Annotated in this window: 9 protein-coding genes; 4 read left to right on the top strand and 5 right to left on the bottom strand. The window is 66.6% G+C overall.

The features are described from left to right. Positions 1-15: 15 nt before the first annotated feature. The 5 genes from C9424_RS03910 to C9424_RS03890 form a co-directional block, all read right to left on the bottom strand. The gene (locus C9424_RS03910) at positions 16-2,142 is read right to left on the bottom strand and encodes a hydantoinase/oxoprolinase family protein (RefSeq protein WP_116765604.1); all 2,127 of its coding nucleotides are present in this window, start codon (positions 2,140-2,142) and stop codon (positions 16-18) included. Between the two features lie 27 nt (positions 2,143-2,169). Continuing rightward, the gene (locus C9424_RS03905; protein ID WP_116765603.1) at positions 2,170-2,622 is read right to left on the bottom strand and encodes an acetone carboxylase subunit gamma; all 453 of its coding nucleotides are present in this window, start codon (positions 2,620-2,622) and stop codon (positions 2,170-2,172) included. Between the two features lie 35 nt (positions 2,623-2,657). Further along, positions 2,658-4,586 carry a hydantoinase/oxoprolinase family protein gene (locus tag C9424_RS03900; protein ID WP_116765602.1) on the bottom strand — a complete coding sequence of 643 codons (1,929 nt, stop codon included), beginning with the start codon at positions 4,584-4,586 and terminating at the stop codon, positions 2,658-2,660. 249 nt (positions 4,587-4,835) lie between these two features. Continuing rightward, a complete protein-coding gene (locus C9424_RS03895; RefSeq protein ID WP_116765601.1) occupies positions 4,836-5,696 on the bottom strand; it encodes a 3-hydroxyacyl-CoA dehydrogenase family protein in 861 nt (286 codons plus the stop codon). Between the two features lie 11 nt (positions 5,697-5,707). Continuing rightward, positions 5,708-6,919 carry an MFS transporter gene (locus C9424_RS03890; protein WP_161958191.1) on the bottom strand — a complete coding sequence of 404 codons (1,212 nt, stop codon included), beginning with the start codon at positions 6,917-6,919 and terminating at the stop codon, positions 5,708-5,710. Between the two features lie 95 nt (positions 6,920-7,014). On the opposite strand from C9424_RS03890, the gene C9424_RS03885 reads away from it, so the two are divergent. From C9424_RS03885 to C9424_RS03870, 4 genes are all read left to right on the top strand, one after another. Further along, positions 7,015-7,593 carry a TetR/AcrR family transcriptional regulator gene (locus tag C9424_RS03885; RefSeq protein WP_116765599.1) on the top strand — a complete coding sequence of 193 codons (579 nt, stop codon included), beginning with the start codon at positions 7,015-7,017 and terminating at the stop codon, positions 7,591-7,593. Between the two features lie 40 nt (positions 7,594-7,633). After that, the gene (locus C9424_RS03880) at positions 7,634-8,689 is read left to right on the top strand and encodes a zinc-dependent alcohol dehydrogenase family protein (RefSeq protein ID WP_116765598.1); all 1,056 of its coding nucleotides are present in this window, start codon (positions 7,634-7,636) and stop codon (positions 8,687-8,689) included. A 132-nt stretch (positions 8,690-8,821) separates the two neighbouring features. Then, positions 8,822-9,139, top strand: a complete 318-nt coding sequence (locus C9424_RS03875; RefSeq protein ID WP_091250489.1) for a hypothetical protein — start codon at positions 8,822-8,824, stop codon at positions 9,137-9,139. 96 nt (positions 9,140-9,235) lie between these two features. After that, positions 9,236-11,962: a PEP/pyruvate-binding domain-containing protein gene (locus C9424_RS03870; RefSeq protein ID WP_116765597.1), complete on the top strand. Its 2,727-nt coding sequence runs from the start codon at positions 9,236-9,238 to the stop codon at positions 11,960-11,962. Positions 11,963-12,055 lie beyond the last annotated feature (93 nt).

The raw sequence follows: 12,055 nt of genomic DNA, 5'->3' as shown, positions 1-12,055 counted from the left end.
CCGTGAGGCACGGGATCAGTCTTTGAGGAACCACACGGCTCCCTGGGATGTCGGTTCCAGGCGCCATCCCGGTTCCACCAGATACGTGGTGTTTTCCGTGGTGACGATGGCCGGGCCGTGGATGACGTGTTGGTGGTGGAGGGCCTCGGCGTCGTACACCGGGGTGTCGACGGCCCCGTCGATCTTCACGAAGTGGACCTGCCGGGTGCCGACCGGGCTGGGCATGGTCCTGTCGTGTCCGGAGTCGATCGAATCGAACTTGACCACGTCCCCGTCCACGTAGGACGACACCCGCACGGTCTGGGCACGGATGCCTGCCTCGGGAGCCTGGCTGCCGGCACCGTAGCGCTTGCCATAGATGTCCGAGAACGTCCGGATCAGGTGAAGCACGTCGGCGACGCCGTTCACACGGTTGATGTCGAAAACGACGGCCGTGGTCACCAGCTGATTGCCGTAGCGCATGTCCATTTCGAGGCTGTAGCGGATGTCGGCGGCGTCGTACCCCTGGCGGATCAGGTCTTCCTTGCCCTTGGCTTCCAGCTCCTGGATGACGTTGTTCAGCTCGTCGTAGCTCTGGTAGAGGCTGCGGTCCGTGGGGTTGTAAAGCACCACATGGGAGCCGCGCTCATGGATGTGGAGGGGTTTCATGTTGCCGGCGCCGCAGGCCGAGAACACCGAGGAAAAGGGCGGCGCGAGGATCCTGCGGATGCCGGCGTGATCGGCGATGCCGCAGGCGTGCAGGGGTCCGTTGCCGCCATAGGCCAGCATGGTGAAGTCTTCCGGAAGGTATCCCCGGACCCGCAGCTCTTTGGCCATTCCGATCGCCATCTGCTCGTCGACCGCATTCTTGATGATCTTGGCGACCTGGATGGTATCCATGTTCAGGTCATCAGCGAGGACCTCGTCGATTGCGTAGGCGGAGCGCTTTTTGTTCAGCTTGATGTAGCCGTTGGCGTAGTTGTCCGGATCCAGGTACCCCAGGACCAGGTCAGCGTCCGTGACTGTCGGTCGGAGGCCGCCGCGGTCGTAGCACGCGGGGCCTGGATCCGAGCCGGCTGATTCCGGCCCAATCTGTACCGCGTGGTGGATGCGGTCATAACTGGCAATCGAGCCGCCTCCCGCGCCCAGCGTCAGCAAGTGGATCATGGGAACCGATACCAGCCAGCGGCCGATGGTCGGCTGGAAGTCGTAGTGCTTGACTCCGCCTTCCGGGACCAGGCCGATGTCGAAGGACGTGCCGCCCATATCGGTCGAAATCACGTTTCCCAGGCCGGTGCTGTCGGCCAGGTGCTGTGCGGCGCCGACGCCGGCGATGGGGCCGGAATGGATGGTCTGCAGGGCATCAGTCGAGTTGGACTGCGCCATGCCGCCTGAGTTGTGGATGACAAGCATGGGCTTGTCGTAACCGGACGAACGCAGGTTGTTGGACAGCTGCCCCAGCGCGTGGAACATGATCTCGTGCAGGAATGCGTCCACGATCGTCGACGTCGCACGGACGTACTCGCCCTTTCGGCCCGACACCTGGCTTCCCAGCAGGACGGGGATGGCTCCGAGCTCGTGGGCCGGGTACTCGTCCAGGATGATCTCCAGGATCTGCTGCTCATGGACCGGGTTCTCGGTCGAGTTGACCAGGGAGACCACGATCGCTTCCGCACCGGCGTCCACGAGTTCGCGCACCTGGGTGCGGACATCGTCCTCCATCAGCGAAACGACCACCTTACCGGCGGAGTTGATTCGCTCCTTCACCGAGCGGATCAGGGCGCGGGGAACGAGCGGATCGGGGCGGGTGGCATCAGGCATGTTCTGCTGCTTGGAAGGGTCCAGTCCTTCACCGTAGCCACGGCCGCGGGACAGCGGGATCGTGTCCTCGAAGCCGTGGGTGACCAGTGCCCCCACCCGAGGGCCTTTGCCTTCGATCAGGGCGTTGGTGCCGAGCGTCGTGGCATACCGGACGGAATCGACTTCCTTCAGGACGAGGTCCCGGTCCAGCCCGGCGCGTGAGCAGGCGAGGTCGAGTGCTTCGTTGAAGCCTTGGGCCAGGTTGTGGTGCGTTGTGAGCGCCTTTGCTTCAACGTACTGGTCTTCCCAGGCAAAAAAGCAGTCGGTAAATGTGCCGCCGATGTCGACGGAGATTCGTTTCATGACCAGTGGTCTCCTTTATTCCAAGTACTAGCTGAACGAATGGGGGGAATGGTTGTGGGTGTTGTACGAGCCGAGGGCCGGGGTGAAATCAGCAACAGCCTCTTCCCCGGGTCCGTAATTGATGACGACCTCAGGCTTGGTGCCCCGCTTGATCCATGTTTCGCGGAGCGAGTCGATGTCCCACAGCATGTCCACCGTGGGCGGGTGTCCCGGCGGTACGTACTCCGTTTCCAGTTGCGTCCCGCAGCCCGGGCAGTAGAACTCGAGAATCCGGCAGAAAGTGGGGTCCGGAGCGAACGTGAATTCGTACTTCTCCGGGTCCAGGATCGACTGGTGGATTTCCGTGGGGTCCCGGTCGTAGACCAGTGTCCCCTCCTTGTAGTTGCCTCTGGCCTCGCCGAGATCCTGGTTGCATACCCTGCAGTTCCACCGCTCGGTCTCGAGATCGATGATCAGATATTCCGTCATTGGAATTCGCATAGCGTGTCTCACCTGTTCTTGCTGGTTGTGTGGGGTCACTTCTGGAGGGAGTCTGTGAGCATGAGGTCGCCGGAGACCGTCACGTCGAAGACCCAGCCATGGGGCACGCGGGCCGTGAAGTAGGGGCCTTCGACGATTGCCGGGCCCGACGCCGAAGCCCCTGCCGTTTGGCTGCCCAGGTCGAAGACCTGAACCTCGTCCACTTTGTCCACGGCGGAGCGGACCTTTCGGGTGGAGGCGGCGACGGCGGCCGTCTTCGCCACTGATTCGGCCCGCCTGATTGATGCGTGCGGCAGTTCGTACCGGGCGGTCAGGGTCAGCATGGTGTTGTGTTCGCTGGTGCCGGGCTGCGGATCGGAAGCCAGGTACGGCAACTCAGAAACCAGCTGCCCCTCGGCATCTTCAAGCACCACGTTCCATTCGAGCCGGCAGTCGTCAATTTCGTGGCCCTCCTGGAACATGTCCCGCGCAGCCCGGGCCAGCAGCATCGCCTTGGTTGCACCGAACTCTTGCGCGTCCATTCCCGCGACATTCGCCTCATAGGTCTGCGCAATGTCGGAAAAGCCGATTCCGAAGGCTGAGAAGACTGCAGCCATCTTGGGCACCAGGACACGGCGAACGCCCGCGATCCGCGCGGCACCGCAGGCGCTCATGGGTCCGGCACCACCGAATGCGGCCACCGTTGTGGCATCCGCATCCTCGACGTCGGCGGCAAAGGACTGCGACATGCGTTCGAAGTAGGCGGCTTCCATCCGGATCAGGGCGTCATTCAGGGTGATCCCCAAAGGTTCTGCGATGACTTCGGTGATGACGGCGCGGGAGCGTTCCGCGTCAAGACTGAAACCTCCATCGAGGTACGTGTCCGGATCGAGCACTCCGAGAAGCAGGTTTACGTCCGTGATGGTGGCCTGCTTGCCCCCAAAACCAAAACAAGCAGGGCCAGGGGCGGCTCCGACGCTCTCCGGGCCGACGGTGATGACGCCGTCGCGGACGGCGATGACGGAACTGCCGCCGACGCCGCTGGAGTGGACGTTGCTCATCTCGAAGGACACCGGGACCCCCTGGATGGAGCCCCTGCGGTCCGTCGAGATGGTCGAGTTCTTGACCGAGCCGACGTCCGTGGTGGTGCCGCCGACGTCGATCATGAGAACGTGCGCGAGGCCATAGGCCTCCGAGAGGGCCTTGGTTCCTTCCAGCCCGCCGCGGGGGCCGGAAGAGTAAGTCTTCAACGCGACGGACTTGGCCACCCGTGACGAAGCTCCGTCATTGCGGTAGATGAGGAGCGGGTTTTTAACTTTGTGGTCCCGCAGCCGGTGCTCGGTGCTGTAGAGGAACCGCTCCATGGTGGGATGCAGGAAGGAGTTGATGATTCCGGACCACACCCGGCGGCCCTGGACGGTGTCGGGCGTGAATTCCCAGGAGAACAACATGGGTACCGAGCCCAGCAGGTGGCGGGGGAACTTCCGGAGCAGAACGCCTTTGACGGCCTTCTCCTTGTTGCGGTCCGCCATGGCGATGACAAGCCGTGCGGCGCCATCGGTCGTCAGCCGGTTGACATGCTTCACAATTTCCTGGGCGAGCTCCTCCACGTCCTGTTCAGCGTTGATGACTGCCACCCGCGTGCCGACGAGGTCTTCGAACAGCTCAGCTGCCGCCCCGCCAGTGCGGAGCTCGCCGGCCAGCGTGGGGCTGTCTGTGAGGATGCCAATCCGGGGACCCTTGCGCTCCACGAGGGCATTGGTTCCCTGGGTGGTGGAGTACCGGATGTGACGGGTTGAGTGCAGAAGCCCGGGGAGATCCTCTTCGCCGAAGATCTCCTTCGAAGCTTTGGCCATGCCGTCGAAGAGACACTGGGAGAGGTCAAAAGGCGTCGTGAGGGTCTTCGTGAACGAAAAATTCTCACCGTCCCAGACACAAATATCGGTCAGCGTCCCACCGTTGTCGATGTTAATGAGCCGTTCCATTGATACTCCTTTGTATGTTGAGGCGCGGTGACACCAGCGGCGTATTCCTCAACTTGCGACTGTGATCCAAGCCACACCGAGGACTGGTCTCAGTGTGGCTCAGCAGCCGGAGTGGACCGCAACCACCTGACCGGGTGGACTATGCGGGGCCGGAGCGACTACCCGGGTGGGCGGGCGTGGGCATCACGAACTACCTCAGCGGGCTTGAAGCCCGCCAAAAAGCATCGTGGTGCGGGTCGGGTGCCGGGGTCAGGCGTAGTCGTTGTAGAAGCCGCGGCCGCTCTTGATCCCGAGCCAGCCGTTGGCGATGTACTCCTCCAGCATCGGGGCCGACTTGTTCTCCATGCCGGCGAGCTCGCAGTAGTGGTTTTCGATGTCCAGGACGACGTCCAGGCCCACCTCGTCCATGAAACGGAACGGCGTGGTCTCGGATTTGAAGACGTCGGCGAACAGTGCGTCCACGTCCTGGGGGTCCGCGACGCCCTCGGCCACCACCAGGAGGGATTCGCGCTTGATCGCTGCCCAGATCCGGTTGAAGATGAAGCCGGTGCTTTGCCTGCGCACCCGGTGCGGCATCAGCGCGTACTTGGGCAGCTCGGCCATGAGCAGCTCGATGATCCGCGGATCGGTGTGGCCGCTGGACATCAGCTCCACCGAACGCACCGCCGGCGGCATGTAGAAGTGCATGTTCAGGACCCGCTCCGGGCTGCCCACGCCGCCGATGAATTCGGAGGAAGCAAACGAGGACGAGTTGCTGGCCAGCACGGCGTCGGGGGCCGCCAACTGGTCAAGGTCGGCGAAGAGGGCCTGTTTGAGGCCGAGCTTCTCCGGAACCGCCTCGACCACGAGCCACGCATCGCGGAGGGCATCAACCAGGTTGTCCTTCGCGGCGAGCCGGACCGCCGGGTTTCCCCCGAGCTCCTCGACGGCGCGGTGGCGCTGCGTGGCGATGTACTCGATGGCGGCCTTGGCCACGGCGAGGTCCGTGTCGAAGACACGCACCTCGGCACCCTGGAGCGACAGCATCAAGGCGATGCGCCGGCCCAGGGTTCCGCCGCCGATGATCGTGATGGGCCGGTCCGCGATGTTGGCGGGGAGCGTGTAGGTCATGTCGATTCCTTTCAGGAGGCTGCTGACGGCGCAGCGGCCAAGTTGATGCGATTCGTGCGGGTGCCCTTGGCGATCAATACAAGGGCAGGGACAGCGGCAAGCACAAGGGCCAAACCGTAGATCAGCGTGGTGTTTTTCATTCCGGCGACCGGGACCAGCAGGCCCGCCGCCACGGCCGGGACGCTGAAGCCGAGATAGCAGATGACGTAGATGCTGGAGAGCATGCCAATGCGCTCGTGCGGGCCGCACAAGGGCAGCGTCATGCGCATCGCACCGAAGTAGCCGCTGCCGAACCCAACGCCGGCGACGGCCGTGCCGCCGAAGTACAGCGGCGCGGAGCCAAGCTGGACCGCCAGCACGGTGAGCAGAATGCCCGAAATCAATGCGATGACGCCGGTAAGCAGGGTTTTCCGGTCCGACCAGCGCCGGACCACGAGGATGGCCAGGGCACCGGGCACGAAGAGCGCGACGAGCGCCAGGCCGCCGACGAGGACCGAGCCATCCTTCGTCATGGCGTGCGCCAGGACGGGCCCCAGCGAGAGGTAGAAACCGGCGAGCGCCCACGTGGCCGCCGCGACAGGCATGGTGGCGGCCATCGTCCGGCGGGCGGATCTGGGAATCCTCGCCTCCGGAACCAAGGAGCGGATGGCGCCCGGCGCCTTGCGGCCCGCACTCGGCAGCCACACGAGGGCCGCGCCCAAGCCGAGGAGCAGCGCGGCCACGAGGAAGTACACGGCCTTGGTGGGCTCGGGCAGGAACCGGACCAGCGACGCCGAGCCGAGCGCCCCGACGGACAAACCCACCGGGGACGCCGCGCTGTTCACTAGAGATCCGCGGCCGTTCCCGCCGGCGCCTTCGAAGGCAAGCAGCGCCGCCCCGGCGGCCCCCATGGCCGCTCCCGTGGCGATCCCCTGCAAGGCCCGGGCGGCGACGAGGACTCCCGGCCCGGAGGCAAAGGCGAAGGTCATCATGGCCGCGACCTGAAGCCCCACCGCGCCCAGCAGGACCGGACGGGTGCCCACGTGGTCCGCGAGGGATCCGACAACCAGCAGCGTCAGGAGCACCGCCACGGCGTAGACGGCAAACACGACCGTCACGGCCGCCGGGCCGAGCCCCCATTCCCGGGCGTAAAACTCGTACAACGGCGACGGAGCAGACGAGGCCCCGATGAAGACCGTCAGGAGGGCCGCGTGCAGCCAGAACGCGGTACGGGTGTTCTTCAAAGCTATTCCCTACCTACTAAAAGCACAATCTGTGCATTAAGAGTCTAGTATCCTCACGACCACCTAAAGCGAATAATCTGCATTAAGCTGGTGTGATGATGGCTACAGCGACACCCCGGCCCGGCGGACGCAGCGCCCGGGTGCAGCAGGCAGTACACGAAGCTGTCCGCGCCCTGCTGGAGGAGCATGGCGGGGACCGTGCGGCCCTGTCGGTGCCCGTCGTGGCCGAACGCGCCGGCGTGAATTCATCGACCATCTACCGACGCTGGGGAGATCTGCCGCGGCTCCTCGCCGCCGTCGCGTCCAACCGGATGCTGCCCGAGCAGGTGGAGGACACCGGGACCCTGGAAGGGGACATGCAGGCCTGGTTCGTGCCCTACGTCGAGGAGTTCTCCTCGTCGCTCGGCCGCCAAGTGCTGCGGGACATGCTCGCCGACGGCGCGGTGACCCGGGACTACTTCGCCCTGATGCAAGGCCATGTCGAGGAGATCAGGAACCTCGCCCGGGCACGCGGAGAAACCGCGCCGGCGGCGCAGGAGATCATCGACGTCGTGGTGGCCCCGGTGATCTACCGGATCCTGTTCAACCACGAATCCGCCCCGGAACTGCGGGTTCGGGACAGGATCGCCCGGCTGCTGCGCCCCGAGGAGACCTCGGCGGACCCGGAGGACTAAACTCGGTCCCAGCCCACCCACCATCATGCGAGGAGCACCCATGCGCGCCACCATCATCCACGGTCCCGGCGACATCCGAGTCGAAGACCGCGACTACCCCACGGTCCAGCTGCCCACCGACGTCGTCGTGAAGGTCACCGCCTCCTGCGTCTGCGGCTCGGATCTGTGGCCCTATCGCGGGGTCAAGCCCACCCACAAGCCCTCCGCGATCGGACACGAGTTCATCGGCACGGTCGAAAGCGTCGGCGCGGACGTCAAAGACCTCGCCGTGGGCGACTTCGTGATCGCGCCGTTCGTAGTCAGCTGCGGCCAGTGCCCCCAGTGCCTCAACGGCGTCACGGTGGCCTGCGACCACCTGGCCGGCTGGGGCGGCAAGGATGACACCGGCTTGAGGATCGACGGCGGCCAGGGCCAGGCGGTCCGCGTGCCGCTCGCCGAATCCACGCTGGTCAAGGTTCCGGGCGTCACGGATCCGGACGATGCACTCCGCGCCAGCCTCCTCACGCTCTCCGACGTCATGGCCACCGGCCACCACGCGGCCCTCGCCGCGAAGGCAGGCCCCGGCCGGACCGTGGTGGTGGTCGGCGACGGCGCCGTCGGACTCTGCGGCGTGCTCGCCGCCAAGCGCCTCGGCGCGGAGCGGATCATCGCGATGTCACGGCACGCGGACCGTCAGGCGATCGCCCGCGAATTCGGCGCCACGGACATCGTCGCCGAACGCGGGGACGACGGCGTCGCCAAGGTCCGCGAACTGCTCGGCGGCGTACTGGCCGACTCCGTGCTGGAGTGCGTGGGGACCAAGGAATCCATGGACCAGGCGCTGCACAGTGTCCGCCCCGGCGGCGCCCTCGGCTTTGTCGGCGTCCCCACCGGCGGCGCCGAGGCCCCACTGCGCTTCCTGTTCGACACCAACATCTCGATCGCCGGCGGCATGGCCCCGGCACGGACGTACATCCCGGAACTGCTGGCCGACGTGCTGGACGGCACCATCAACCCGGGCCGGGTGTTCGACTCGGTCATGCCCCTCGAGGAGGCACCCGAGGCCTACCGTGCCATGGACGAACGGCGCGCCATCAAGGTCCTGCTGACCCCGTAGCCGGGCTCTCGACGGCGGCGCCCCGGGCCCCTGCGCGGCTGCGTGCCCCTGCTCTTGCGGCTGCCCTTGCACGTGCAGGAGCGAGGGTCTAGCGTGAAGCGCATCAGCATCCGCCGCCGTCGAGGAGCCGTCATGGCCAGGTTTGTGCAGATCATTGAATTCCAAACATCCCGCATCGAGGAGATCGAGCAACTCGGCCGCCCGTCACGAACCGAGGGGTCCACTGCCCCGACCTTCGGACGCATCATGGCCACCGCCGACCGCGACCGCCCCGGTACTTACCTCACCATTGTTGAATTCGAGTCCTACGAGTCGGCCATGGAGAACTCGAACAGGCCCGAAACCTCAGAGTTCGCCGCGAAGATGGCCGCCCTGTGCGACGGCCCGCCGGTCTTCCGCAATCTCGATGTGATGTGGGAGGACACCGGCGAGACCGACGCCGGACAGTAGGCCTGCAGCCTCACTCTGCAGAAAGGCCCTGCCGCCGGAAACGGAGCCGGCAGCCGGCCGTGAATTGAATACGCGGACAGGACGTGGGACAGGGAAATGGGGTCTGCACAGGGCAGAGCGCCGGAAACTCTTGTGGCGGATCTCAGTGAACTGGGTTCCGCTCCCCTGCCGCTCGTGGGCGGCAAGGCCATGAACCTCGGCAGGCTCGCGGCGGCCGGATTCCCCGTGCCGCGCGGCTTCTGCCTCACCACCGTCGCCTACAGGAAGGCCGCCCCGCCGGAACTGGAGGCCCTGGCGGCCCGGCTGGACGCCGAGCTGCCGGGATGGTCCCCCGACGGCGGAACAGCCCACCCGGCTTTGGACCGCCCCGATTTGGACCATCTCCAGCTTGATTTGGGCGAACTGGCGAGGCAGGCCCGGGAAATGATCGTGACCGCCCCAATTCCCGCCGATGTCGATGCCGCGGTCCGCGCCGCCTATGCCTCGCTGGGCAGCGGGGCCGCCGTCGCGGTCAGGTCCTCCGCCACCGCCGAGGACCTGCCCTTCGCCAGCTTCGCCGGACAGCAGGATTCCTTTCTCAACATCTCCGGGGCAGATGCCGTCGTCGAGTCGGTGCGGCGCTGTTGGGCCTCCCTCTGGACCGAACGCGCCGTGGCCTACCGGTCCGCCAACGGCATCAGCCACCGCGACGTCGGGCTCGCCGTCGTCGTCCAGGACGTCGTCCCCGCCGTCACCGCCGGCGTGCTGTTCACCGCCAACCCCGTCACGGGCACCCGGACCGAAACGGTCATCGACGCGAGCGCCGGACCGGGCCAGGCGGTGGTCTCCGGCAGCGTAAACCCGGACCATTTCGTCGTCGAGACGGCCACGGGACGCATCCTGCTCCGCTCTCCGGACGGGGCTGGGGCCGGGACTGGGGCTGGGTCCGGCCGGGCCCCGAGCCTGGACGACGCCCGGGTCCGCGAACTCACGGCGCTGGGTGACACCGTCCAACGGCTGTTCGGTGCACCGCAGGACGTGGAATGGGTGATCGACGCGGGCAAGATCTGGCTGACCCAGTCGCGGCCCATCACCACGCTGTATCCGTTGCCGGACCCCGCCGCCGCCGAACCACTGGGCACTGAATCGGGGGCCGCCGCTGACACACGCGTTTACCTGTGCGGCACGCTGTTCCAGGGCTTGACCCGGCCACTCACCCCGCTGGGACTCTCCGTGCTCGGCTCAATGCGGAACCGCAAGGGACCGTGGAAGTACGTTAACCCGGGGCTGCGCATGTACGTGGACGTGACGCCCGCGATCCGGAACAAGTACGGCCGCCGCTACCTGCTGCGGATGCTCCCGCTGGCCGACGGGAGGACAGGCGCGGTCTTCCCGGCGCTGCTGGAGGATCCACGGTTCGGCCTGCGCCAGCGGCGGCCCCGGCGGAAGCCCGGACCCGGCAGCGCTGCAGCCCGCAGCACGGAAGCAAGGGGCAGCGTGGCCTTGGTGGGCCGGCTGATCCCGGCCCTGCTGCGGGCCGGGGTGCGGCCGGCGGCGGAACTGCGCCGCGCCTTCGACTACGGAAAGCAGCTCGAGGCCGACCTCGTCCTGCCGGAACCCGCCACTTCGTTTGGCCGGCTCGATTACGCCGAGCGCATCCTGGACCGCACCGTGGACGGGCTGATCCTGGCGACGCTGCCCGGGCCCTCCGTTGGTTACATCATGCTGGCGGCCGCCCGCAGACTGTTGCGCGGCATCGCGAAACCGCGGGAACTCGAAGCGGTGCTCCGGGGGCTGCCCAACAACGTCACCACCGAGATGGATCTTGAACTTTGGCATCTCGCCGTTACCATCGGAGCGAATGCCGCGTCCCGTGAGGTATTCCTGGCCCACGGCCCGGAGGACCTGGCCATCCGGTATGCGGCCGGCACCCTGCCTGCCGTGGCCCAGACCGGCCTGCGCGGGTTCCTGGACCGCTACGGCCACCGCGCCGTGGCGGAAATTGACCTTGGCATGCCCCGGTGGTCGGAGAAGCCGGACCACATCCTCGGCATGATCTCGAACTACCTCCATGTGGAGGACCCCGAGCAGACCCCGGACCGGCAGTTTGCCCGCGCGGAAGAACACGCCGAGGCCAGGATCCGCGACCTCGTGGAACGGGCCCGGACCCGGAGCCGGCTCCGGGCCCGGCAGGTGGAGTTCTGCCTGCGCCGGACCCGGCAGTTGTCCGGACTGCGCGAACTGCCGAAGTTCTACATCGTCCAGACGCTCGCGGAGATGCGCCGCCAGCTCAACAAGGTGGGTGCTGAACTGGCCCGGTCCGGTTCGATCGCCGCCGCGGACGATGTCTATTTCCTGGAATTCGACGAGATTCGCGTAGGCCTGCGCGGCGCGGACCTTCACAGCATCGTCGCCGACCGCCGGCGGCTGTACGAGACGGAACTGCGACGCCGGCGCATCCCGCGCCTGCTGCTGTCCGACGGTACCGACGTCGAGGCCGCCCTGCTGGCTAAGTCTCCGGCGTCCGGCGCCCTCGCCGGGACACCGGCCTCGGCCGGTACCGCCACCGGACGGGTCAGGGTCATCGTCGACCCGGTGGGCGCCCACCTCGAACCCGGGGAAATCCTCGTGGCACCGTCCACCGATCCCGGCTGGACGCCGCTGTTCATGACCGCCGGCGCCCTGGTCATGGAGATGGGCGGGGTGATCTCGCACGGGGCCGTGGTGGCCCGCGAATACGGTATCCCGGCCGTGGTGGGCGTGCCGGACGCGACCACTCGTTTGCGGACCGGGCAGACGGTCACTGTTGACGGAGCCGCGGGCACCATCGTGGAGGAGCCTTGAGCCCGCGGCACCGGGCAATCCTCCGGGTGGCGAACCGGGCCGTAGCTGTGAGGGCAGGCCGCCCTCACAGCTGTAGCACGGGTGTGCCAGATA

This window comes from Arthrobacter sp. H-02-3 (genome assembly GCF_003097355.1).
GTDB classification, from domain to species: domain Bacteria; phylum Actinomycetota; class Actinomycetes; order Actinomycetales; family Micrococcaceae; genus Arthrobacter; species Arthrobacter humicola.
Note: the sequence above shows the minus strand (reverse complement) of the source record. Positions and strands in the feature narration are given on the sequence as shown.

What these genes read in the sequence shown, in the direction of transcription:
- C9424_RS03875 (WP_091250489.1), top strand. Translation starts at nt 8,822, where the DNA reads ATGGCCAGGTTTGTGCAGATCATTGAATTCCAAACATCCCGCATCGAG.
- C9424_RS03870 (WP_116765597.1), top strand. Translation starts at nt 9,236, where the DNA reads ATGGGGTCTGCACAGGGCAGAGCGCCGGAAACTCTTGTGGCGGATCTC.
- C9424_RS03900 (WP_116765602.1), bottom strand. Translation starts at nt 4,586, where the DNA reads ATGGAACGGCTCATTAACATCGACAACGGTGGGACGCTGACCGATATT.
- C9424_RS03885 (WP_116765599.1), top strand. Translation starts at nt 7,015, where the DNA reads ATGATGGCTACAGCGACACCCCGGCCCGGCGGACGCAGCGCCCGGGTG.
- C9424_RS03905 (WP_116765603.1), bottom strand. Translation starts at nt 2,622, where the DNA reads ATGCGAATTCCAATGACGGAATATCTGATCATCGATCTCGAGACCGAG.
- C9424_RS03895 (WP_116765601.1), bottom strand. Translation starts at nt 5,696, where the DNA reads ATGACCTACACGCTCCCCGCCAACATCGCGGACCGGCCCATCACGATC.
- C9424_RS03910 (WP_116765604.1), bottom strand. Translation starts at nt 2,142, where the DNA reads ATGAAACGAATCTCCGTCGACATCGGCGGCACATTTACCGACTGCTTT.
- C9424_RS03880 (WP_116765598.1), top strand. Translation starts at nt 7,634, where the DNA reads ATGCGCGCCACCATCATCCACGGTCCCGGCGACATCCGAGTCGAAGAC.